Origin of the sequence: Nocardiopsis dassonvillei, from assembly GCF_964273065.1 — a bacterium.
GTDB lineage: Bacteria > Actinomycetota > Actinomycetes > Streptosporangiales > Streptosporangiaceae > Nocardiopsis > Nocardiopsis dassonvillei_B.
The window spans coordinates 1,644,640-1,667,998 of the sequence record NZ_OZ186815.1; the positions used below are offsets into that span (position 1 = coordinate 1,644,640).

The 23,359-nt window shown below is 73.1% G+C and carries 18 protein-coding genes; 2 read left to right on the forward strand and 16 right to left on the reverse strand.

Going from position 1 to position 23,359, the window contains the following annotated elements; all coding sequences use genetic code 11:
- Nucleotides 1-4: 4 nt before the first annotated feature.
- On the reverse strand, nucleotides 5-265 hold the full coding sequence (locus ACSUPR_RS07440; RefSeq protein ID WP_220562492.1) for a hypothetical protein: 261 nt from the start codon (nucleotides 263-265) through the stop codon (nucleotides 5-7).
- 372 nt (nucleotides 266-637) lie between these two features.
- On the opposite strand from ACSUPR_RS07440, the gene ileS reads away from it, so the two are divergent.
- Nucleotides 638-3,841: an isoleucine--tRNA ligase gene (gene ileS / locus ACSUPR_RS07445; RefSeq protein WP_436890392.1), complete on the forward strand. Its 3,204-nt coding sequence runs from the start codon at nucleotides 638-640 to the stop codon at nucleotides 3,839-3,841.
- A 127-nt stretch (nucleotides 3,842-3,968) separates the two neighbouring features.
- Here ileS and ACSUPR_RS07450 read toward each other — a convergent pair whose 3' ends face one another.
- The 15 genes from ACSUPR_RS07450 to ACSUPR_RS07520 all read right to left on the reverse strand — a co-directional run bounded on the left by ACSUPR_RS07450 (nucleotide 3,969) and on the right by ACSUPR_RS07520 (nucleotide 22,266).
- Entirely contained in the window at nucleotides 3,969-5,627 is a 1,659-nt protein-coding gene (locus ACSUPR_RS07450; RefSeq protein WP_436890393.1) for a hypothetical protein, read from the reverse strand.
- 64 nt (nucleotides 5,628-5,691) lie between these two features.
- A complete protein-coding gene (locus ACSUPR_RS07455; protein ID WP_436891907.1) occupies nucleotides 5,692-6,534 on the reverse strand; it encodes a DivIVA domain-containing protein in 843 nt (280 codons plus the stop codon).
- Nucleotides 6,535-6,664: 130 nt separating this feature from the next.
- Complete coding sequence (locus ACSUPR_RS07460; protein WP_436890394.1) at nucleotides 6,665-6,964, reverse strand: YggT family protein; 300 nt, start codon at nucleotides 6,962-6,964, stop codon at nucleotides 6,665-6,667.
- A 37-nt stretch (nucleotides 6,965-7,001) separates the two neighbouring features.
- On the reverse strand, nucleotides 7,002-7,529 hold the full coding sequence (locus ACSUPR_RS07465; RefSeq protein ID WP_436890395.1) for a cell division protein SepF: 528 nt from the start codon (nucleotides 7,527-7,529) through the stop codon (nucleotides 7,002-7,004).
- A gap of 135 nt (nucleotides 7,530-7,664) precedes the next feature.
- On the reverse strand, nucleotides 7,665-8,390 hold the full coding sequence (locus ACSUPR_RS07470) for a YggS family pyridoxal phosphate-dependent enzyme (protein ID WP_436890396.1): 726 nt from the start codon (nucleotides 8,388-8,390) through the stop codon (nucleotides 7,665-7,667).
- 75 nt (nucleotides 8,391-8,465) lie between these two features.
- On the reverse strand, nucleotides 8,466-9,191 hold the full coding sequence (gene pgeF, locus ACSUPR_RS07475; RefSeq protein ID WP_436890397.1) for a peptidoglycan editing factor PgeF: 726 nt from the start codon (nucleotides 9,189-9,191) through the stop codon (nucleotides 8,466-8,468).
- A 131-nt stretch (nucleotides 9,192-9,322) separates the two neighbouring features.
- Nucleotides 9,323-10,771, reverse strand: a complete 1,449-nt coding sequence (gene ftsZ / locus ACSUPR_RS07480; protein ID WP_436890398.1) for a cell division protein FtsZ — start codon at nucleotides 10,769-10,771, stop codon at nucleotides 9,323-9,325.
- Between the two features lie 491 nt (nucleotides 10,772-11,262).
- Complete coding sequence (locus ACSUPR_RS07485) at nucleotides 11,263-12,024, reverse strand: cell division protein FtsQ/DivIB (protein WP_436890399.1); 762 nt, start codon at nucleotides 12,022-12,024, stop codon at nucleotides 11,263-11,265.
- Between the two features lie 15 nt (nucleotides 12,025-12,039).
- Nucleotides 12,040-13,536: a UDP-N-acetylmuramate--L-alanine ligase gene (gene murC / locus ACSUPR_RS07490; protein WP_436890400.1), complete on the reverse strand. Its 1,497-nt coding sequence runs from the start codon at nucleotides 13,534-13,536 to the stop codon at nucleotides 12,040-12,042.
- Nucleotides 13,533-14,693, reverse strand: a complete 1,161-nt coding sequence (murG, locus tag ACSUPR_RS07495) for an undecaprenyldiphospho-muramoylpentapeptide beta-N-acetylglucosaminyltransferase (protein WP_436890401.1) — start codon at nucleotides 14,691-14,693, stop codon at nucleotides 13,533-13,535. The genes murC and murG overlap by 4 nt, the downstream gene beginning before the upstream one ends.
- On the reverse strand, nucleotides 14,690-16,117 hold the full coding sequence (gene ftsW / locus ACSUPR_RS07500; RefSeq protein ID WP_436890402.1) for a putative lipid II flippase FtsW: 1,428 nt from the start codon (nucleotides 16,115-16,117) through the stop codon (nucleotides 14,690-14,692). The genes murG and ftsW overlap by 4 nt, the downstream gene beginning before the upstream one ends.
- A gap of 166 nt (nucleotides 16,118-16,283) precedes the next feature.
- The gene (gene murD, locus ACSUPR_RS07505; RefSeq protein ID WP_436890403.1) at nucleotides 16,284-17,720 is read right to left on the reverse strand and encodes a UDP-N-acetylmuramoyl-L-alanine--D-glutamate ligase; all 1,437 of its coding nucleotides are present in this window, start codon (nucleotides 17,718-17,720) and stop codon (nucleotides 16,284-16,286) included.
- Between the two features lie 5 nt (nucleotides 17,721-17,725).
- The gene (gene mraY, locus ACSUPR_RS07510; RefSeq protein WP_436890404.1) at nucleotides 17,726-18,799 is read right to left on the reverse strand and encodes a phospho-N-acetylmuramoyl-pentapeptide-transferase; all 1,074 of its coding nucleotides are present in this window, start codon (nucleotides 18,797-18,799) and stop codon (nucleotides 17,726-17,728) included.
- Complete coding sequence (locus tag ACSUPR_RS07515) at nucleotides 18,796-20,244, reverse strand: UDP-N-acetylmuramoyl-tripeptide--D-alanyl-D-alanine ligase (protein WP_436890405.1); 1,449 nt, start codon at nucleotides 20,242-20,244, stop codon at nucleotides 18,796-18,798. The genes mraY and ACSUPR_RS07515 overlap by 4 nt, the downstream gene beginning before the upstream one ends.
- A 360-nt stretch (nucleotides 20,245-20,604) precedes the next feature.
- Nucleotides 20,605-22,266, reverse strand: coding sequence for a UDP-N-acetylmuramoyl-L-alanyl-D-glutamate--2,6-diaminopimelate ligase (locus ACSUPR_RS07520; RefSeq protein ID WP_436890406.1), 1,662 nt, complete (start codon nucleotides 22,264-22,266; stop codon nucleotides 20,605-20,607).
- A gap of 115 nt (nucleotides 22,267-22,381) precedes the next feature.
- On the opposite strand from ACSUPR_RS07520, the gene mmuM reads away from it, so the two are divergent.
- Nucleotides 22,382-23,323, forward strand: coding sequence for a homocysteine S-methyltransferase (gene mmuM, locus ACSUPR_RS07525; protein ID WP_436890407.1), 942 nt, complete (start codon nucleotides 22,382-22,384; stop codon nucleotides 23,321-23,323).
- The last annotated feature ends 36 nt before the right edge of the window (nucleotides 23,324-23,359 follow it).

Sequence of the window (23,359 nt, forward strand, 5' to 3'; positions counted from 1 at the left end):
GCGGTCATTCGGCTGCGGCGAAGCCGCCGTAGTCCTCGGCCAGGGCCGCCAGGTGGGGCTCGTCGAACACCGCCGGGCCGCCGTGCGGGCCGGTGCGCACCTCGATCACCCAGTCGGCGTCCTCGGCGTCGTCCTCCCCGGCGAGCATGTCCCGGTGCACCAGGCACGGTTCGTAGCCCTGCTCCAGGAGCTGTTCGGCCAGCTCCTCGGCGTCGTCCCGGTCCGCGAGCGTGACCAGGACGGTGCCGCGCACGTTCTCCGCCACCCGCGACCGCCCTCCCCCGTCGAAAAAGCGCGAGGCGCCGCCCCGCGCTGCGTTATCCTGTGCCAAGGTGTCGATGGGGACGAGTAGTGCCGGCCCCGACCGGACGGACACAGCTTAGAAGCGTTCGATGCGTCCGAGCGACCCGGGGGTGGTGGGAGCCCGGGGGCACGACCGGCACGAAGATCACCCCGGAGCCGCCGGAAGAACGGTGCGCGTGGCCCGCGCCCCCAGTAGAACCGGCAGACGTGAACGAAGTGGGAGCCGCCCCGGCCGCCGTCGTGCGGGCCGGACCGCGGTGTCCAAGGAGGGTGGTACCGCGGGGCCCCGGCCTCGTCCCTCCGTCAGGAACGACCCTGATGGAAAGGTACGACGGTGGCCAACGAGTCCCGGCCGAGCGCGTCCCGCGCCCTCCCCCAGCTGCCCGCGCAGATCGACCTGCCCGCGATGGAGCGCGAGATCCTCGACCGCTGGTCGAAGGAGAACGTGTTCCAGCGTTCCCTGGACCAGACCCGCGGTGGGCCCAACTGGGTGTTCTACGAGGGTCCCCCCACCGCCAACGGCCAGCCCGGCGTGCACCACGTCGAGGCCCGCGCGTTCAAGGACGTCTTCCCGCGCTTTCGCACCATGCGCGGCTACCACGTCGACCGCAAGGCCGGGTGGGACTGCCACGGCCTGCCCGTCGAGGTGGCCGTGGAGAAGGAGCTCGGCCTGTCCGGGAAGAAGGACATCGAGGCCTTCGGCATCGCCGAGTTCAACGCCCGCTGCCGCGAGTCGGTGCTGCGCAACGTCGACGCGTTCACCGCGATGACCGAGCGCATGGGCTACTGGGTGAACATGGACGACGCCTACCGCACCATGGACCCCCGGTACGTGGAGTCGGTGTGGTGGGCGCTCAAGCAGATCTGGGAGAAGGGCCTGCTGGTCCGCGACTTCCGGATCAGCCCCTACTGCCCGCGCTGCGGCACCACCCTGTCCGACCACGAGCTGGCCCAGGGCTACGAGACCGTCACCGACCCGTCGGTGTACGTGCGGTTCCCGGTGACGTCCGATCCGCTGGCCTCGCCCGAGCACCCCACCTCGCTGCTGGTGTGGACGACCACCCCGTGGACCCTGGTGTCCAACACCGCGGTGGCGGTCCACCCCGACGTGGAGTACGTGGTGGCCACGGACGGCGACGAGCGCCTGCTGGTGGCCCGGCCCCTGTTCGAGAAGGTCCTGGGCGAGGGCTGGGAGCTGACCGGGGAGTCCTTCGAGGGCGACGAGATGGAGCGCTGGACCTACCAGCGCCCGTTCGAGCTGGTGGCCTTCGACGAGCCCGCCCACTACGTGGTGCTCGCCGACTACGTCACCGTCGAGGACGGCACCGGCCTGGTGCACCAGTCGCCCGCGTTCGGTGCCGACGACATGGCGGTGTGCCGCGCCTACGGGCTGCCCCTGGTGAACCCGGTGCGCCCCGACGGCACCTTCGAGGCCGACCTGGACCTGGTCGGCGGGGTGTTCTTCAAGGAGGCCGACAAGACCCTGACCCGCGACCTCAAGGACCGGGGCCTGCTGTTCCGGCACCTGGACTACGAGCACTCCTACCCGCACTGCTGGCGCTGCCACACCGCCCTGCTGTACTACGCGGTGCCGTCCTGGTACATCCGCACGACCGCGGTCAAGGACGAGCTGCTGGCGCAGAACCAGGCCACCAACTGGGTTCCGGAGAACGTCAAGGAGGGCCGCTTCGGCGAGTGGCTGCGCAACAACGTCGACTGGGCGCTGTCGCGCAACCGCTACTGGGGCACCCCGCTGCCGATCTGGGAGTTCCCCGACGGGCGCCGGATCTGCGTGGGCTCCCTGGAGGAGCTGGGCGAGCTCAGCGGGCAGGACCTGTCGAACCTGGACCCGCACCGGCCCTTCGTGGACGACATCGTCATCCCCGACCCGGACGCCGACCCGTCGCTGCCCGAGGAGGAGCGGGTGGCGCGGCGCGTGCCCGAGGTGATCGACGCCTGGTTCGACTCGGGGTCGATGCCGTTCGCCCAGTGGGGTGCTCCGCACGTCGACGAGGAGGTGTTCCGGGAGAACTTCCCGGCGCAGTACATCTCCGAGGCGATCGACCAGACCCGCGGCTGGTTCTACTCGCTGCTGGCGGTCAACACGCTGGTGCACGGGCGCAACTCGTTCGAGAACGTGGTCGTGCTCGGCCACATCCTCGCCGAGGACGGCCGCAAGATGAGCAAGCACCTGGGCAACGTCATGGAGCCCATCCCGGTGATGGACCGGCACGGCGCCGACGCGCTGCGGTGGTTCATGCTGGCCAGCGGTTCGCCGTGGACGGCCCGCCGCGTGGGGCACGCGGCGCTGGAGGAGATCGTCCGCAAGGTGCTCCTGACGTACTACAGCACCGTGTCGTTCTTCACCCTGTACGCGAACGCGGGCGGGGGCTGGGACCACTCCCGGCTGGCCGACGCCCCGGCGCCGCAGGACCGGCCGCTGCTGGACCGGTGGCTGCTGTCGGAGCTCAACGAGGTGGTCCGCGACGTCACCGAGGCGCTGGACGCCTTCGACACGACGACGGCGGGCCGCCGCCTGACGGCGTTCGTCGACGACGTCTCGAACTGGTACGTGCGCCGGTCGCGGCGCAGGTTCTGGGGGGGCGCCGACACCCCCGAAGGCGCGGCGGCGTTCGCGACGCTGTTCGAGGTGCTGGAGACGGTGACCCTGCTGATGGCGCCGATCGTGCCGTTCCTGACCGACCACGTGTGGTCGGCGCTGCGGCGGCCGGACGCCCCGGAGTCGGTGCACCTGGCCTCGTGGCCGCAGGTGCGCGAGGACCTGGTCGACCCGGAGCTGTCGGCGCACATGGCGCTGACCCGCCGCCTGGTGGAGCTGGGCCGCTCGGCCCGGGTGGACTCGGCGGTGCGCACCCGCCAGCCGCTGGCGCGGGCCCTGGTGGGCGCCCCCGGTTTCGCGGGCCTGCCCGCGCAGCTGCGCGACCAGATCTCCGACGAGCTGAACGTGGCGTCGCTGGAGTCCTTGTCGACGGTGGGCGGCGACCTGGTCGACTACCTGGTCAAGCCGAACTTCCGGGCGCTGGGCAAGCGGTTCGCCAAGCGGACTCCGCTGGTGGCCCGGGCCGTCCAGGAGGCGGACCCGGCGGAGCTGGTGCGCCAGGTGCGCGGCACCGGGTGGGCGCAGGTCCGGGTGGAGGGCGAGCCGGTGGAGGTCAGCGCCGACGAGGTGCTGGTCACCGAGCAGCCCCGCGAGGGCTGGGCGGTCGCCTCGGAGTCGGGCGAGACGGTGGCGCTGGACCTGGAGCTGACGCCGGAGCTGCGCCGGGCGGGTCTGGCCCGCGAGATGGTGCGCATGCTCCAGGAGGCCCGCAAGCAGAGCGGCCTGGACGTGTCGGACCGGATCCGGGTGTGGTGGGCGGCCTCCGACGAGGCCGCCGCGCAGACGCTGGCCGAGCACGGTGCGGCGATCGCCGGCGAGGTGCTGGCCGACGCGTTCACCGCGGGTGAGATCGGTGCGGACCTGCACCGCGCCGAGTCGGAGGAGTTCGGGGTGGCCTTCGGGTTCCGCCGGGCCTGACCCGGCCGCGGCGGGCGCCGTCCCCCTCGGGGGCGGCGCCCGCCGTCGTCTCCGGTCCCGGCCGCACGCGGTCACCTCGGGGACCGCCGTGCCCGCCGGAAGGCGGTGGCACCCCCGGGGCCGGGGGTCAGTCGCGGGTGAAGACGGCGGTGGAGTCGGGGTCCTCGTCGCCCTGGGGCCTGCGGTAGGAGAACGCGGCCGTCGCGTCGGGGTCCTCGTCCTTGTTGCGCCGGGGGATGCTGTAGGAGAAGGGCCGGGCGTCGCCGTCGGCGGCCTCCTGCGGGGCGTCCTCCTCGGAGGGGGCGGCGCCCTCGTCCTCGTGCGCCCGCACCGGCCCGGCCTCCTCGGCGGATCCGGGGTCCCCCGCCTGCCCGGTGCCGACGGGCTCGCCCCGCTCGTCGGTGTCGGTGTCGGCGTCGTTCCCGGTGGACCGGGTGGCACGGGAGCCGTCCCCGTCGTCCCCGGCGTCGCCCTGGTCCCGGGAGTCGTCGCCCTCGGGGGCCGCGGCGGTGTCATCGGTCGCCGCGGGCTCGTCCCCGGCAGGGGCGTCGGAGCGCGCGGAGGCCTCAGGGGCCCGCGTGGGCGCCCCTTCCTCGTCCTCTCCCCGGACGTCCGCGTCTTCGCCGTCCCGCTGCGGTGCGGGCTCCCCGTCCTCGGACGGGGAGGCGGCGTCGTCGGCCTCCTCCGTCTCCGGCGCTTCCCGTGCCTCCACCGCATCGTCAAAGGCCTCGCCCCTGTCGGACCGCGGGGGCTCGGAGCCGTTCTCGTCGGCCTCGTCGGTGTCGGGGAGGTCGTCCTCGGCGGCCGGCTCGGGACCGGCCGCGGGGGCCTGCGCGTCGTCGTCGGCAGCGTCGTCGGCGTCGCTCCGGTCGAACCAGGAGAGGCCGGTGCCGGCCGCGGAGTCGGTGCCCTCGTCCTCGGCGGCGCGCTCGGCCTCGCGCCTGGCGAACCACGAGAGCTCGGCGCCCTCCCCGGCCCCGGAGCCGGTGGCGGAGTGCTCGTCCACGGCGGACAGTGCGGACTCCGCCTCCCCGTCGCCGCGCTCGGCGAACCACGAGAGCTCGGCGTCGCCCTCGGATCCGGAGCCGGTGGCGGAGTGCTCGTCCACGGCGGACGGTGCGGACTCCGCCTCCCCTGCCGCGGAGGCGGCACCGGGAGCGGCGGATCCCCGGACGGGCTCGGCGGGCCGGGCCTCGCGCCCGGCGGACCACGGGAGCGCGGTGTCGTCGGTCTCGCCCGAGGCGGGTCCCTCCGCCTCGTGCGTCCGGAGGGTCTGTGCGGCCTCGGGTGCCGCGGGGGTCCGGTCCTCGGCCGGTTCGGCGGTCCGGTGGGTGGACCAGGAGTACTCGGGGACGGGTTCCCCGTCGCGGGAGCCGGGCTCGACCGCTGATGGGGACGGGGCGGGGGCAGGCGCCACCGTGTCCGGTTCCGGCCATTCTCCGGCCGTGGGTGTCTGCCAGCGGGGCAGGTCGTACTCCGGCTCCCCCGAGCCGGATTCCTCTCCCCAGGCGCGGGCTTCCCGCACCGGCTCGGAAGCCGGTGCGGGTACGCGCCCGGAGTGCTCCGGCGCCGTGTGCGCGACCGCGGGAACGGACGACTTCCCCAAACCGTCCGTTCGCCCCGCTCCGGTCCTCCCCTGGATGAGCGCTCCCACCAGGAGCAGCACGCTCACGCCGGCCAGTCCCAGGGCGATGAACACCAGGGTGGTCTCGGCGAACACCAGGGCTGCCGCGATGACGGCGATGGCCGCCAGCACCGCGACGGATGCGAGGACGCTGAGGATCACGGGTCGACCAGGACCTTTACACGTTGCCGGAGTCTTCAGTTGTGGAGCCTACCGCCGACCGGGGTCAGCGGCGCTCGTGCGGGGCCTCGCCCGGGTGGAAACCACCGTGCTGGACGGGCTCGGGCTGGCCGAACGGGTTGCCGCCGGGGCCGTGCTGCAGCGCCGGAGTCGGGCCGCTCGGCGGGGCCATCGTCTGGAAGCCGCCCGTGGTGTTCGGGTTGGGCTGCTCGATGCCGGCGCCCTCCTCCAGCTCGCGCAGCTGGCGCTCGAAGTAGTCCTTCAGGCGGCTGCGGTACTCGCGCTCGAAGTCCTTGAGCACGTTGACCTTGTGCTCCAGCTCCTCGCGCTGCTGGACGAGGCTGCCCATGACCTGGCGGTGGCGCTCCTGGGCGTCGCGGTCGAGGTTCTCCGAGCGGACACGGGCCTCGCCGATGATCTGGTCCGCCTGGCGGCGGGCCTTGCCGAGGATGTCCTCGGACTCGTGGCGGGCGCGGCCCAGGGTCTCGTCGGCCTCGCGGCGCGCGTCGGAGATGGCCTGGTCGGCGGTCTGCTGGGCGAGGGCCAGGACGCGGGCCGCCGTGTCCATGTTCTCCTCGCCGCCCATGCCCATGTGCATCGGGGCCGGAGGCTGGGGCTCGGCGACGGCCTGAGGCGGCTGGACGGGCTCGGGGCGGGGCGGCTCGGGCTGCTCCTGGGGCTGCTGGAAGTCCTGCATCCCGGCGTTGGGCACCTTGCCGCGCAGGCACTCGGCGAGCTTGCCGCGCAGTTCCTCGTTCTCCTGGATCAGTCGGTCCAGCTCGGACTCGACCTCGTCGAGAAAGGCATCGACCTCTTCTTCGTCGTACCCCGGCCGGAGCCGGGTCGTGCTGAACTGCTTGTTCCGCACATCAGCGGGTGTCAGCGGCATGTTCGTCTCCTTGGCGCGCTTGGAGTCCATCCGTAGGGACGCTACCTGATCGTGACCTTACGGCAATCCGGATCATGACCAAGACCACATAACGGAACCCGGGGCGATTTTTTTCGCCCTGATCCCGTCGCTATGCGACCGAGAACGCCAGGCCCCGCAGGAGGCTCGAAGCGACCGACAGGCCCAGGAACAGCACCAGGACGCTCAGGTCGAGCGCGATGCTGCCGAGCCGGACGGGCTTGATGAACCTTCGCAGGAAGCGCAGCGGCGGGTCGGTGATCGTGTACACGATCTCGGCGATCACGAGCAGGAACCCCGATGGGCGCCAGTCCCTGGAGAAGGACTGCACCATCTCCAGCACCACACGCACCAGCAGCACGATCACGTACACCTGGAGCGCGAAGGCCAGTAGGGACAGGACGGTACTCACGGTCTAATCGACCCAATCTCTGGACGAATCTGATGGTCTAGCTCTGATTGAAGAACCCTCGCTCAGCGATCCGCGCCTTGTCCTCCGCGGTCACCTCGACGTTGGCCGGGGACAGTAGGAACACCTTGTTGGTCACGCGCTCGATACTGCCATGCAGACCGAAGATCAGACCAGCCGCGAAGTCGACGAGACGCTTGGCGTCGCTGTCGACCATCTCGGTCAGGTTCATGATCACCGGTGTGCCCTCCCGGAAGTGTTCTCCGATCGTACGCGCCTCGTTGTAGGTGCGCGGATGGAGCGTGGTGATCCTCGCGAGGTCGGCGGTGGAAGAGGTCGTGGTCGTGCCGCCGCGTCGCTCACCCGTACCCGAGTGGTCGCCGGTGTCGCTCACGTCCTCGCCCCGCGTTCCCTCGCCGTGCGCGGGTTCGGCACCGCGTTCGCGGTGCTCCTCCACGCCCTCGTCGAAATCGTCGAACTCATCATATTCGTCCGCATAGCGGTGATCGTAACGGTCGTCCTCCACGAGGCCGAGGTAGACCGCCATCTTGCGCATCGCGCCGGCCATCTCATGTCCTCCGTCGTCCCCGCGGCCTGCACCGCAGCCGACTCCTCCGTACCGTCCCGTCTTCCCTAGTCCAACGGGGTGGGACGCCCTTTCGGGCGAACTCCACAGACGGGTTCCAAGGTCTATGTGGGGACATTACCCCACGATCGGTCCGCGATCGCCGAGCAACGCCGCACCGAGCCGAAGGTGTGTCGCACCACGTTCGACCGCCGCCTCCAGGTCCCCGCTCATACCCGCGGAGATCGCCGTCGCCCGAGGATAACGATCACGGATGCGACACGCGACCTCATAAAGGCGCCCGAAAGCCTCATGGGGGTCGCCGTCGCGGGGCGCCACCGCCATGACACCGCCGAGCTCGAGCGCCTCCTGCTCCCCGATCCGGTCGGCCAGCTCCAGCGCGTCGGCGGGGTCGACGCCGCCGCGGGGGCCCAGCACTCCGGCCTGCGAGTCGTCGTCGAGGTTGACCTGGACCAGGCAGGTGAGGCGGCGTTCGGCCGCCGCGGCCCGCTCTCCCAGCGCACGGGCGAGCCGGGCCCGGTCCACGGAGTGGACGACGTCGGCGTAGGAGGCCACCGACCTGGCCTTGTTGGTCTGCAACTGGCCGATGAAGTGCCAGGTCAGGTCGAGGTCGGCGGTGGCGGCGGCCTTGGGTGCGGCCTCCTGGTCGCGGTTCTCCCCGACGTCGGTGACACCGAGGGAGGCGAGGATGCGCACGTCCTCGGCGGGGCGGGTCTTGGTGACCGCGATCAGGGACACCCCGGCGGGGTCCCGGTCGGCCTTGTGGCAGGCCGCCTCGATACGGGCGCGGGTCGCCGCGAGGTTCTCCTTGATCCGCTCGACGCGGGCCGGGTCGTGTGACACGTCTTCCTTATCTGTGGATCTGTGGGACCTGTGCTGCCTGTGGTGTCCGTGTGTTCCGCGGGTGTGCGCGGCGGTTCATTCCCGTGCGCGCCAGATGAACGACGCGAACCTGCCGGTGGGGGCGCCGCCGCGGTGCGAGAACAGTTCCGGGCTCTCCAGGGTGCAGCGGCCGTCGGCGCGGATGTCGGTGACCCCGGCACGGCGCAGCTGGGCGGTGACGGCGGCGACCATGTCCACGCCGGTGGTGCCCCGCCGGGTGGTGGAGGCGGCCTCGGGGGTGTCGCGGGCGGTCTCGGCCTGGAGTCCGGGCGGGACCTCGTAGCACTTGCCGCAGATGGCGGGGCCCAGCAGGACGGTGGTGTGCTCCGGGCGGGCTCCGCGGTCGGCCATGGCGGCGATGAGGTTGACGGCCACGCCGTGGGCGGTGCCCAGGCGGCCGGAGTGGGCGGCGCCCAGGACGCCCCGTTCGCCGTCGGCGGCCAGGACGGGCAGGCAGTCCGCGGACAGGGAGGCCAGGACCAGGTCGGGGCGGGTGGTGACGACGCCGTCGCAGGTGCCGACCCCGCCGGGGGCGTCGGCGACCAGGATGTCGGCGCTGTGCACCTGGTCCATCCAGACGGTGCGGTCGGCGTCGAACCCGAGGCTCTCGGCGGCGGTGCGCCGGTTGGCCAGGACCGTCTCCCGGTCGTCACCCGTTCCCAGGCCCAGGTTGAGCGAGTCGTAGGGCGGGGCGCTGGTCCCGCCGCGGCGTTCGGTGACGGCGGCACGGACCCCGTGCCCGAGGTCGACGATGTTGCCCATCCCTGCGCCCGCTGTCCTTCCGTGGGCCCGGGCGCGGCGGCGCGTTCGGCGCCGGGCCCGGAGCGGCGACGGCCCCGCCCGCTCGGGTCGGGGCCGCTGACACGTCGATGGTACCGGGGTGTCGGTGCGCGCTACTTCAGGAAGTCGGGGATGTCCAGGTCGTCGGGTTCCTCGAAGACGACCCGGCGCCGGGGCGTGGGGACGTCCGCGCGCCGTTCGGCGACCGACTCCGAGACCACGTGGACGGGCCGGGGCTCCTCGGCGACGGGCTCCTCGCGGACCGGGGCCGGCTCGGGCTCGGCCGGGGCGGCCTCGGCGAACCGCTCCGGGGCCGGGGCCTGCGCTTCGGGCTCGGGCTGCGGCTCGGGCTCGGCCGCGGCCACCGGTTCGGGCTCGGTCCGCGGGGCCGGGTCCGGGTGGACCGGCTGCGGGGCGGGCGGGGTCTGCTGCGCACGGGCCGGCTCGGCGCTGTGACGGCCGCCGAGCCACGGCAGTTTCTCGGCCGACGCCCCGTCCGCGGCGGCGGCGGGGGTCGCGGACGACCCCTGTCCACCGGACGCGGCGCCCGCCGTGGGGGCGACGGCCTTAGGAGGGTCCACCGGCTCGCGCCTGTGCAGCGTGGGCCCGGTGACCTCGGGTTCGTCGAAGCCCGCGGCGATGACGGTCACCCGGACCTCGTCGCCCAGGGCGTCGTCGATGACGGCGCCGAAGATGATGTTGGCCTCGGGGGCCGCCGAGTTGGAGACCAGCTGGGCCGCCTCGTTGATCTCGAACAGGCCCAGGTCGGATCCGCCCTGGATGGACAGCAGGACGCCGTGGGCGCCGTCGATGCTGGCCTCCAGCAGCGGGGAGGAGATGGCCATCTCCGCGGCCGCCACCGCCCGGTCGTCGCCGCGTGCGGAGCCGATGCCCATGAGGGCCGACCCGGCACCGGACATGACCGACTTGACGTCGGCGAAGTCCAGGTTGATGAGGCCGGGCGTGGTGATGAGGTCGGTGATGCCCTGGACACCGGAGAGCAGGACCTGGTCGGCCGCCTTGAAGGCGTCCAGGACGCTGACCTGGCGGTCGGAGATGGAGAGCAGGCGGTCGTTGGGGATGACGATGAGCGTGTCGACCTCCTCGCGGAGCATCGCTATCCCCGACTCGGCCTGGGTCGCGCGCCGCTTGCCCTCGAAGCCGAAGGGGCGGGTGACCACACCGATGGTGAGGGCGCCCAGGGAACGGGCGATGTTGGCGACCACGGGCGCGCCGCCGGTGCCGGTGCCACCGCCCTCCCCGGCGGTGACGAAGACCATGTCGGCCCCCTTGAGGACCTCCTCGATCTCCTCCCGGTGGTCCTCGGCGGCCTTGCGGCCGACGTCCGGGTTGGCTCCGGCTCCCAGGCCGCGGGTGAGTTCACGGCCGACGTCCAGTTTGACGTCGGCGTCACTCATCAGCAGCGCCTGGGCATCGGTATTGATCGCGATGAACTCGACGCCCTTGAGCCCCTCTTCGATCATTCGGTTGACGGCGTTGACACCGCCGCCGCCGATACCGACGACTTTGATGACCGCGAGGTAGTTCTGCGGTGCTGCCACGACGAGGGGCCTTTCCGCTCGCATACGCCGTTCCCGTCCGTCCGGCGGCGGTCGCCGCCGGGCCGGTGGGTCCGGCATCCGGTTCTACAGTGTGCGTTTCGGGTTCTCCGACAAGGCGTTCACGGACGCCGGGGCGGGGGACCCGGGGCCGCGTGAACCGCGGGATGCCGGTCCGGGGGGACCGACGCCTCCCCCTGGCTCGGCGGGAGAAATACGGTTCCCGCGTACCCCGAAAAGCGTGTTCTGTACTTTGTTGACGGTGGTCGTGACTCTCGACAGTAAGCCGACCGCCCACCACCGGCAACCGATGACGGCCTCAGCCTAACGTCGTATAACACGAGGAAGCGATGTGCTGACTCGGCGCGTCGCGTCTGGAATGTCCCCGCGTCGTGTCCGTGACCCCTCCCGCGGGGCCCGCGGAGCCCCTGGAGGGGGGTTCCGGTCCGGCTTCGTCCGTCTTTGCCTGCCTTTGCTCGCGCCTGGCCCCCGTTTCACCGGACGATGGCCAGGTCGGGGGTGGACAGGTCGTACACGGTCCCGTCCGCGGGCGGGTGCTCGCGCATCAGCACGCGCAGAATATCGCTTTTGTCACCCGTGGCCTCGGCCTTCCCCCACTCGATGACGGCGCCCTCCGTGATCTCGATGCGGATGGCGTCGGTGTCGGTGGCGTCGATGAGGCTGATGCGGGCCAGCAGGGAGGCCGGGGCCGCCTCGATGATCGCGGCGGCGGCCCGGACCGCTTCGTTGCCCTCGACCTCCCCGGTGACCCGGACCAGCGGGTGCGTGCCGGGCCGGGTCGGGGAGTCCTCGATGCGGACGCCGTCGCGGTCCACGAGCCGGTACTCCTCCCCCACCCGCACCGCGAGCAGGGGCCGGCGCTCGACGACCTCCACCTTCAGGGTGGCGGGCCAGCCGCGGCTGACCGTGGCCGACTCGACCAGGGGGAGGTCGCCGACGCGGTCGGCCCCCGCCTCCAGGTCCACCCGGACGAGGGGGGTCCCGGTGGGGACGTCGACGGCGGCGACGACCTCTTCACGGCCGACCCGGTCCAGGCCGGTCACCGCGACGTCGCGCACGACGAGCAGGCGTGAGCCCAGGAGGATCCAGGTGACGACGCAGACGAGGGCGACCACCAGGAGCGCCACGAAGGCGACCTTCCAGGGGTCGGAGCGCCCACCCACCGCTCCGGCGGCGGGTCGCTCCCCGGTCGCGGCGCCGGTGTCGCGGTCCGCTCCGTCGTGGTCTGCCCTCACCCGTGTCCTCCGGCGTCAGTCCTGGTCCCGTCCGCCGCGGTGGCCGAGGGACCCGGCCACCTCCTCCACCTCGGCGACCTCGGCGAGCCGGTCCACGATGAGCGGGCCCAGCTCGGTGACGTCGCCCGCGCCCATCGTCAGGACGATGTCGCCCGGGCGCGCCAGCTCGGCGGCCAGGCGGACGGCGTCGCCGCGGTCGGGCACGTGGTGGACCCGGTCGTGGCCCACCTGGGAGGTGATCAGTTCGGCGGTGACCCCGGGCTCGGGGTCCTCTCGGGCGGCGTAGATCTCCAGCACCACGACCTCGTCGGCCAGGGTGAGGGCGGCCCCGAACTCCTTGGCGAAGATCCGGGTGCGGCTGAACAGGTGGGGCTGGAACACGGCGATGATGCGGCCCGGCGCCTGCTCCTCCCCGGCCTCGCGCGCCTCCTCGGCGAACGATGCCAGGGCGCCGCGGGTGGCGTGCAGGTCGGCTTCGAGCTCGGTGGGGTGGTGGGCGTAGCTGTCGTAGACGCCCACTCCCCCGGCGGCGCCCTTGGGTTCGAAGCGGCGGGCGGCGCCTCCGAAGTCGGCGATGCCCTCGACCGCGACCTCCAGGTCGTGGCCGAGCTCGTCGGCGACGGCGACCGCGGCAGCGGCGTTGAGCACGTTGTGGCGGCCGGGGACGGCGACGGTCCCCTCGATCTCGCCTTCGGTGGTGGCGAGGGTGAACTCGGTGGTGAAGCCGCGGGGACGGATGCGGGTGATCCGGTAGTCGGCCTCGGGCGCCTCGCCGTAGGTGAGGACCTTCCTGCCGCGTTCACGGGCGGTCTCGGCGACCCGGCGGGCGCCCTCGTCGTCGATGCCGACGATGAGGGTGCGCTCGACCCGGTCGACGAACGCGTCGAAGTTGGCGTGGATCTCCTCGATGCCGCTGTAGTTGTCGAGGTGGTCGGCCTCGACGTTGGTGACCACGGCGATCTTCGGGGAGAGCATGAGGAAGGAGCCGTCGCTCTCGTCCGCCTCGACGGCGATGGGGCCGCCGATGCCGGCGTCGGCGCCCAGGCCGGTGGTGACCAGCTTGCCGCCGATGACGTAGCCGGGGTCCACCCCCAGGTGCTGGAGGACGACGGTGACCATCGAGGTGGTGGTGGTCTTGCCGTGGGTCCCGGCGATGGCGACGCCCTCGCGGCCCAGCAGCAGGGCGCCCAGGGCGGCGGCCCGCGGCAGGACGCGCAGGGAGCGGCGGCGGGCCTCGGCGAGTTCGGGGTTGTCCTCCCGGACGGCGGAGGAGACGACGACGGTCTCGGCGTCGCCGAGGTGTTCGGCGGCGTGGCCGACGTGGACGCGGGCGCCCATCTCCTCCAGCTCGCGCAGGGTGTCGCTGTCGCGGGCGTCGCTGCCGGAGACCTCGACGCCCGACTGGAGCAGCACGCGGGCGATGCCGGACATGCCGGCGCCGCCCAGGCCGATGAAGTGGGTGCGCCCCAGTTCGTCGACGGGGACCGGGTCGGTCGGTCGCACCAGGCTCATCGGGCGTCCTTCCCGTCGTCGTAGTAGGCGTCGTCGCCGTCGTCGTCGGGCACGGGCAGCTCCGGCGTGGGCCGGTCGCCGCGGGCGATGGCCATGACCTCGCGGGCCAGTTCCATGTCGGCGTCGCGCCGGCCCATGCGGGCGGCGGCCTCGGACATGGCGACGACCCGGTCGGTGTCGGTGAGCAGCGGGATGAGCGTGCCGGTGATCCACTCGACGGAGATGTCGGCGTTGTTCACCATGAGGCCGCCGCCGGCCTGGACGATGGGCTCGGCGTTGAGGGCCTGCTCCCCGTTGCCGATGGCCAGCGGCACGAACGCGCCGGGCAGGCCGACGGCGGTGAGTTCGGCGCAGGTCATCGCGCCGGAGCGGCACATGGCCACGTCGGCCGCGGCGTAGGCCATGTCCATGCGGTCGACGTAGGGGACGGCGACGTAGGGGATCCCGTCCTGGGTGAGGTCCTGGGGCTCGTCCGCGTTCTTGGGGCCGACGACGTGCAGGACCTGGACACCGCGGTCGCGGAAGGCGTCGCGGGAGGCGAAGGCGGTCTCGTTGATGCGCTGGGCGCCCTGGGAGCCGCCGAAGATCAGCAGGGTGGGCAGGTCGGGGCGCAGGCCGAAGTAGGTGCGGGCCTTGTCGCCCATGGCCAGCCGGTCCAGGGTGGTGATCTGCTGGCGCAGGGGGATGCCGACGAACCGGCCGTTGCGGATCTGGGTGTGGGGGTGCCCGGTGAAGACGTGGGGGGTCAGCCGGGCGCCCAGGCGGTTGGCCAGCCCGGGCAGGGGGTTGGCCTCGTGGACGACGATGGGGACCCGCCGCCGCCGGGCCGCCAGGTAGCCGGGGGTGGCGACGTAGCCGCCGAAGCCGACGATGACGTCGGCCTGGAGCCGGTCCAGGTGGTCGCCCGCGGCGCTGAGGGCCCCGGCGAGTTTGCCGGGGACGCTGAGCAGTTGCGGGGTGATCCTGCGGGGCAGGGGGACCGCGGGGATCAGCCCCAGCTCGTATCCGCGCATGGGCACGAGGCGGGTCTCCAGTCCCCGCTCGGTGCCCAGGCAGAGGATCTCCGTGGTGGGGTCGATGCGCCGCAGCGCGTCCGCAAGGGAGAGCGCGGGCTCGATGTGCCCGGCCGTGCCGCCTCCGGCGAGGGCTACCCTCATCGTCGCCGATTCCTCCTCGACCGGTCCCCGGTGGGGGCCGGTCCGCTGTCGTAAGTGGCCTTCGTCCTGCCGCTCCGGGGGGCCGCGCTGCGCGGGCCCCGCCCGGTGGCGGCGCGCCCGGGAGACGGGGTGCCGCCGCGGCCGGGGGCCGGGGCGGTGGCGTTCTCCAGGCCCAGCCAGCTTAGAGCCCTTTGCACCCGGCCGGGACCCCGGGCCGCCAGGGCCCGCTGCGCCTGGGGCTCGGCCTTGGCCAGGGACAGCAGCACGCCCAGGGCCACCATGGTGGTGATCAGAGACGAACCCCCGTACGAGACCAGGGGCAGCGGGACGCCGGTGACGGGGAGCAGCCCGATGACGGCGCCGATGTTGATCATGGTCTGGCCCATGACCCAGGTCACGATGGCGAAGGCGGCCAGGCGGGGGAAGGGCTCCTTGACCCGGGAGGCGACGCGCAGCCCGGCGCAGCCCAGGACGCCGAAGAGCGCCAGGACGAGCAGGGTGCCGATGAGGCCGAACTCCTCCCCGATGATGGCGAACACGAAGTCGGACTCGGCGAAGGGCAGGAAGCCCCACTTCTCGCGGCTGGCGCCGATGCCGACGCCGAGGATGCCGCCGGTGCCCAGGGCGTAGAGCCCGTGCAGCGACTGCATGTTGTCGCCGAGCGGGTCGGCGGTGGGGTCGAACAGGGCTGTGACGCGGGCCATGCGGTAGGGCTCGATGGCGATGGCGATGACCGCCAGGCCCAGGACGAGGCCGAACATGGCGACGAAGAGCTTGCCGGGCGCCCCGATCATCCACAGCAGGCCCAGGAAGGTGACGAGGAACACCAGGGCGGTGGACAGGTTGGAGCCGAGCAGGACGAGCAGGACGAGCAGCCCGCAGCCGGGCAGCAGCGGGAAGAGGAGGTGCCGCCACTCGGTGAGTTCGCCGAGTTCGTCCTTGCGGGCCAGGATGCCGGCGCCCCACAGGACGAAGGCGAGCTTGGCGGGCTCGGAGGGCTGCACGACCAGGCCGCCGATGTCGAGCCAGCGGGTGGCGCCGTTGACCTCCACCCCCTGGAAGACGGTGAGGAGCAGGAGCGCGGCCGACACGATCATGGCGGGGTAGCCGATCAGCCGGAAGATCTGCTGGGGCAGGTGGGAGGCGAGGATCATCAGGGGCAGGCCGACGGCGGCCGACACCAGCTGCTTCTGGAAGAGGGAGAAGGAGGACCCGGTCTCGCTGATGGACTTGACCATGGTGGAGGAGAGCACCATGACCAGGCCCAGGGCGATGAGCAGCACCGCCGTGCCCAGGATCAGGTAGTAGGAGGTCAGGGGCCGGTCCAGGGCCCCGACCCATTCCCTCCACAGGGCGCGCTCGCGCCCCTTGGCCGCCGTCGTGCCCCGTGTTCGGGCCACCCCGGGAATCGTCGTCGTCGCCATCCGCACCCACCCTCCGCACCTGCGCGCCTCAATAGTGGCGAACCGCGGGGCGGGAACCGTGGACATTTCCCGCGTGTTGGCCATCTTCGACGCGGAAAGGCGTGGTGCTGCGCACACCGATCACCGCCCGCGCGCATGTGATCACGCAGGGCGGTGACCGGGTGGTTCAGCTCAGTCGGCGGACCGCTTCGGCGAACAGGCGTCCGCGTTCGGGGTAGTTGGCGAACATGTCCATGGACGCCGCGGCCGGGGCCAGCAGCACGGTGTCGCCCTCCCGGGCCAGGCCGGCGGCGGCGGCGACGACCGCGTCCATGACGGTGTGCCCCTCGGGCGCGCCGGGGGCGGGGCCGTCGACCTCCACCACCGGGACGTCGGGGGCTTGCTCGGCCAGGGCCTCGCGGAGGCGGGCCCGGTCGGCGCCGATGAGCACCGCCCCGCGCAGCCGTCCGGCGGCCGCTGCCACCAGTTCGCCGACCTCGGCGCCCTTGAGCAGGCCCCCGGCGATCCACACCACCGTTTCGTAGGCGCTCAGGGAGGCCGCGGCGGCGTGCGGGTTGGTGGCCTTGGAGTCGTCGACGTAGTCGACCCCGGCCACCGAGGCCACGTACGCGATGCGGTGCGGCTCGGGGGCGAACGCCGCCAGCCCGGCCCGGACGGCTGCGGGTGCGACGCCGACCGACCGGGCCAGGGCGGCCGCGGCCAGGGCGTTGGCGACGTTGTGCGGGGCGGGCGGGCGCACGTCGGCCAGGCCCGCCAGCTCCTCGGCGCTGGACACCGGGTCGTCGACGAACGCCCGGTCCACCAGCAGGTCCTCGACGACGCCGAGCTCGCCCGGGCGCGGGGTGCTCAGGCCGAAGCCGACCAGCGGGGCGTGCGGGTCGCCGTCCTCCTCCGCCAGGCGCACCGACCAGGGGTCGGCGAGGTTGACGACCCGGATGGTGCCGGGGGCGAACACCGCGCCCTTGGCGCGGGCGTAGGGTTCCAGGCCGCCGTGCCAGTCCAGGTGGTCGGGGGCGACGTTGAGGATGGTGGCGGCGTGCGGGCGCAGGCTGGAGGACCAGTGCAGCTGGAAGCTGGACAGCTCCACGGCCAGCACCCGGGGGTGGCGGCCGTCGGCGTCGGGGCGGACCGCGTCGACCACGGGGGTGCCGACGTTGCCGACGGCGAGCGCGTCGCGCCCGTCGGCGCGCAGCATCGCCTCCAGCATGCGCACGGTGGTGGTCTTGCCGTTGGTGCCGGTGACGGCCAGCCACAGCTGGTCGGCGGGTTTGATCCGCCAGGCCAGTTCGACGTCTCCGATGACCTCGATGCCCGCCTCGACGGCGGCGACGAGCAGCGGAGCGTCGGGGCGCCAGCCGGGCGAGGTGACGACGAGGTCGCACTCCCCGGGCAGCGGGGTGGCGCCCAGGACGACCTCGGCCCCGGCCTCGGTGAGCTCGGCGGCCACCGGGCGGACGGTGTCGTCGTCGCGGCCGTCGACCACGGTGACGCGGGCCCCGTGCTCCAGCAGGAGCCGGACCACGGGGGGGCCGGAGACGCCCAGGCCGGCGACGCAGACCCGCAGGCCGGTGAAGGGGGTGGAGGTGGCGGGGTGGTGGGGCATCGGGGTTACCTCGGCATCCATTCGAGGTAGAACAGTCCGATGGCGACGGCCACGAACAGGCCCTGGATGATCCAGAAGCGGATGACGATGGTCGGTTCGGCCCATCCCTTGAGCTCGAAGTGGTGCTGGAGCGGTGCCATCCGGAACACGCGTTTGCCGGTGAGGCGGAACGAGGTGATCTGGATCATCACGGACATGGTGATGATGACGAACAGGCCGCCGATGAGCAGCAGCAGGAGCTGGGTGCGGGTGGTGATGGCCAGGCCCACGATGAGGCCGCCCAGGGCCAGGGAGCCGGTGTCGCCCATGAAGACCTTGGCGGGCGGGGCGTTGAACCAGAGGAAGGCGATGCAGGAGCCGAGCACCGCCGAGGCGACGACGGCCAGGTCCAGGGGGTCGCGGACCGTGTAGCAGTTGGTCGACAGGTAGGACACGCAGGACTGGCGCAGCTGCCAGTTCCCGATGATCACGTAGGCGACCAGCGACAGGATGGTGGCCCCGGTGGCCAGGCCGTCGAGGCCGTCGGTGAGGTTGACGGCGTTGGAGAACCCGACGATGAGGAACAGCGCCCAGATGACGAACACGACGATCATCAGCGGGGGGCCGAAGTCGCGGAGGAAGGACAGGCTGGGGGCGGCGGGGGTGTAGCCGTAGCCGTTGGGGAACATGGTGACGCCGTAGGCGAAGCCGACGCCGACGACGGCCTGTCCGACCATCTTGGCACCGCTGCGCAGGCCCAGGCTGCGGCGCTTGTAGATCTTGATGAAGTCGTCCAGGAAGCCGACGCAGCCCATGCCGACGAACAGGAACATCACCAGCAGGCCGGAGGCGGTGGGGCCGGTGGCGGAGGGCTGCACCAGCGACAGCACCAGGTGGGAGCCGAAGTAGCCGATCACCGCGCCGAGGATGATGACGATGCCGCCCATGGTGGGCGTGCCCTGCTTGGTCTTGTGGCCCTCGGGGCCGTCGTCGCGGACCTCCTGGCCGAACTTGAAGCGGTACAGCAGTTTGATCAGCGGCGGCATCAGCGCCATGGAGACGATCAGCGACAGCGCCGCCGCGATGGAGATGCCGATCACCGGACATCACCTTCGGTGATGAGGTCGATAACCTTTTCGAGTGCTGCCACCCGTGATCCCTTCACAATGACGACGTCTCCTGCGCGCATCCGTGCGCGCAGGGCCGCGGCGGCCGCCGCGGCGTCCGCGACCCGGACGGTCTCGCCCGCCCACTGTCCCTCTCGGCCGGTGCGTTCGGCTCCGGCGGCGATGCCCTCGGCCTGGTCGCCGACCACGATCAGGTGGGACACTCCGGTCAGTGCGGCGAGTTCGCCGATCTTCTCGTGTTCGATGCGCCCCTCGCCGCCCAGTTCGGCCATGTGGCCCAGGACGGCGATGGGGCGGCGGCCCCGGGCGAGGGCGCCCAGGGTGGTCAGTGCGGCCCGCATGGACTCGGGGTTGGCGTTGTAGGCGTCGTTGACGAGGGTGACACCGTCGTGCTCGGTGACCTCCATCCGCCAGCGGCTGACCGGGGAGGCCGCGCCCAGGGCGGCGGCGATGCCGGGGGCGTCCATGCCGAGTTCGCGGGCGACGGCGGCGGCGGCGAGCGCGTTGTGGACCTGGTGGGCGCCGACGAGGGCGAGCTTCACCGGGGCCGTCGTGCCGTCCAGGTGCAGGGTGAAGGAGGCGGCGCCGTCGTCGCCGATGACGACGTCGGCGGCGCGCACGTCGGTGTCCTCGCCGGTCCCGTAGAACACGGTGCGCGCGGCGGTGCGGGCGGCCATGGCCTTGACCCGGGGGTCGTCCGCGTTGAGGACGGCGACGCCGCCGCGGCCGGGCGCGTCCGCGCCCGGGGGCAGCGCCTCGACGAGTTCGCCCTTGGCCTTGGCGATGGCGTCGCGGTCGCCGAACTCGCCCATGTGGGCGCTGCCGACGTTGAGGACCACGCCGATGCGGGGCGGGGCGACCCGGCACAGGTGGGCGATGTGGCCGATGCCGCGGGCGGCGACCTCCAGCACCAGGTGGCGGGTGCCGGTGTCGGCGCGCAGCACGGTGAGGGGGTGGCCGATCTCGTTGTTGAACGAGCCGGCCGGGGCGACGGTGGGGCCCAGACGCGTGAGGACCTGGGCGATGAGGTCCTTGGTGGTGGTCTTGCCGGAGGAGCCGGTGATCCCGACGATCTGGGCGGCCTCGGCCCCGCGGGCGGGGTCGGTGAGGGTGTCGGCGGTGTACCGGGCGAGCCGGGCCAGGGCCGCCACGACGGCGGTGTCACCGCCCTCGACCAGCAGGTGGGGCGCGTCGACGGGGCGGGAGGCCAGGACGGCGACCGCCCCCGCCTCGACCGCGGCCCGCGCGTAGTCGTGGCCGTCGACCCGCTCGCCGCCCAGGGCGACGAACAGGGATCCGGGTCCCACCAGCCGCGAGTCGACGACGACGGGGCCGTCGACCGCGGCGTCCGGGCGTGCGGATCCGCCCAGGGCGGTTCCGGTGATCTCGGCGATCCGATCGAGCGTGAGCGCGATCAAATCCACTCCTCAGGTCAGGCCCGACCCGCGGCGACCACGGGATGACGGGAGGCCACCCGGTCAAAGGACTCGGGTCGGGGGATGGCACCGCGGGCGAGCGCGCACGAGGTGCCGCGCCGTGTCCCATCGCGGTGGTGACGGGGGGCGGCCACATCCATGGCGCCACCGGTGGGCGGCGGGTGTTCGGGCTGCGATTGCCGCACCCACCTTAGAACATGTTGGGGTGTCCGGGGTCCCGGCAGGGCCCGTGGTCGGCAATATCCGCCACTTCGTGACCGTCGGCGGCGCCCCGTTCGCACAGCGCACGGGGCGGGGCCGGCACCGGCGCGGACCGCGGTGGCGGTCCGCGCCGGAGGGCCCTCAGGTTCCGTCGGCGGGCTTGTGGACGTCCAGCAGGGCGACGCCCAGGCGCTCGCGCACGTCCACGGACAGGTGCTCCTCGATGGCGGCGCGGAGCACCTCGCGGTCGTCGAAGGGCAGGACCTCGCCCTTGACGTACTGGCCGGTCTCGTGGCCCTTGCCGGCGACCACGATGACGTCGCCGGTCCGGGCGCGGGCGACGGCCAGGCGGATGGCGTCGGCCCGGTCGAGCTCGACGGTGATCCGGGCGCGCTCGTCCTCGGGGACGCGGGTGACGCCCTCCAGCATCGCGGCGGCGATGGCGACGGGGTCCTCCGTGCGCGGGTTGTCGTTGGTGATGACGACCTGGTCGGCGAGCCGGGCGGCGGCCTCGCCCATGAGGGGGCGCTTGGCGCGGTCGCGGTCCCCGCCGCACCCCAGGACGATGGTGACGTCGCCCTCGGCGATGGAGCGGACCGAGGACAGGACGGCCTCGACGGCGCCGGGTTTGTGGGAGTAGTCGACCAGGGCGGTGAAGTCCTGGAAGGAGGGGGGCGCCTCGCGGGCGAGGACCTTCTCCATGCGCCCGGGGACGCCGGGGGCGGCGGCCACGCCCTCGATGGCGGTCTCCAGTGGCAGTCCGGCCTCGACCAGGCCGACGATGGCGGCCATGGCGTTGGAGACGTTGAAGGGACCGGGCAGGCCGACGGAGGCCTGCGCCTCCATGCCGCCGGGGCCGACGATGCGGAAGGTGCTGCCCGCCGCGCCCAGGCGCACGTCGACGGCGTTCCAGTCGGCGGCCAGGGCGGTTTCGGGGTCGGCGTCGGAGAAGCCCTCCACGCCGAAGGTGGTGACGGGCACCTTGCCCCCGGCCTGCACCATGTCCACGAGCGCGCGGCCGAAGCGGTCGTCGGCGTTGACGACGGCGATGTCGCAGTACTCGGGGGTGAACAGGCGCGCCTTGGTCTCGAAGTAGTCGCGCAGGTCGCTGTGGAAGTCCAGGTGGTCCTGGGACAGGTTGGTGAAGACCGCGACGTCGAAGCGCGCGCCGCCGACCCGGCCCAGGGCGAGGGCGTGGCTGGAGACCTCCATGGCGGCGGCGGTGGCGCCCCGCTCGCGCATGAGGGCGAACAGGCCGTGCAGGTCGGTCGCCTCGGGGGTGGTGAGGGAGGAGTCGACGCGCTCGTCGCCGACCCGCATCTCGACCGTGCCGATGAGGCCGGTGCCCATGCCGGCCCGGCGCAGCCCCGACTCCACCAGGTAGGAGACGGTGGTCTTGCCGCTGGTGCCGGTGGTGCCGATGAGCAGCAGGTCGCCGGAGGGGTCCTTGAAGACCCAGGAGGCGACGGTGCCCAGGGCGGCGCGCACGTCGGGGACGACGAGCGTGGGCAGGCCGGTGGTGGTGGCCCGGTCGGCGCCCTCGGGGTCGGTGAGGATCGCGGCGGCGCCGGCCAGGGCGACCTGGTCGGCGAACTCGGCGCCGTGGACGCGGGTACCGGGCAGGGCCGCGTACAGGTCTCCGGGGCCCGCCTGCCGGGAGTCGTGTGTGATGCCGCGCACCTGGACCTCACGGGCCGGGACCGGGTGGTCCGGGGCCAGGTCCGGGCGCAGCAGGACGGCGTCCGGGCCGAGCAGCGGCACGAGGTCGGACAGGGGTCGCAGTGGCGTGTGTTCAGGTCGCATTACCGGTGGCACCTGTGGAGGGTAACCGTTGGAACGGATCGGCCGGTAATTTCCACGCTGGGGCGGAGCCGATCCGGCCCGTGTCCGAATACCGTGGTGGGCGGGGGTGGGGCCGATGGACCGGGTGGCGGAGGCGGTCGCGGGAGGGCGGCCGGTGGTGCTCGACGGCGGGTCGGCGACCCGGTTGGAGGAGTACGGGTACGACCTGTCGGGCGGGCTGTGGTCGGCGCGGCTGCTGGCCGAGGACCCCGACGCGATCCGGCGGGTGCACCGCGACTACTTCGCGGCGGGCGCGGAGGTGGCCACGGCGGTGGGCTACCAGGCGGCGGTTCCGGTGCTGGTGGCGCGGGGCCGGTCGCGGTCGGAGGCGCTGGGGCTGGTGCGCCGGTCGGTGGAGCTGGCGCGGGCCGAGCGGGACGCGTTCGGGTCGGGGCTGGTGGCCGCGGGGGTGGGCCCCTACGGTGCGGCGCTGGCGGACGGCTCGGAGTACACCGGCGCCTACGACCTGGACGAGGACGGGCTGTACGCCTGGCACCGGGAGCGCTGGCGGGTGCTGGTCGACTCGGGGGCGGACCTGGTGGCCTGCGAGACGGTGCCGTCGGCGGCGGAGGCGCGGGCGCTGGCGCGGCTGGTCGCCGAGACACCGGGGGTGCGTGCGTGGCTGAGCCTGTCCTGCCGTGACGGGGAGCGGCTGGGGGACGGCACGCCGCTGCGGGCGCTGGCCGCCGAGCTGGCGGCGTCCCCGGCGGCCGCGGGGCTGGTGGCGGTGGGGGTGAACTGCACGGCGCCGCGGTTCGTGCCGGAGCTGGTGGGGGCGGTGGTGGCGGCCGGGTTCGCGGCGGTGGCCTACCCCAACTCCGGTGAGGTGTGGGACGCCCGCTCGCAGCGGTGGACGGGGGTGTCGGACCCGGAGGAGTTCGGTGCGGCGGCGGTGGCCTGGCACCGGGCCGGGGCGGTGCTGGTGGGCGGGTGCTGCCGCACCGGCCCGGAGCACATCCGGTCGGTGCGGCGGCACCTGCACGGCGGGGGCGCCCGGCCGGGCTCCGGAGGTCCCTGAGGAGACGTCCCCGGGGAATGGACCGCCGGCCGCCGG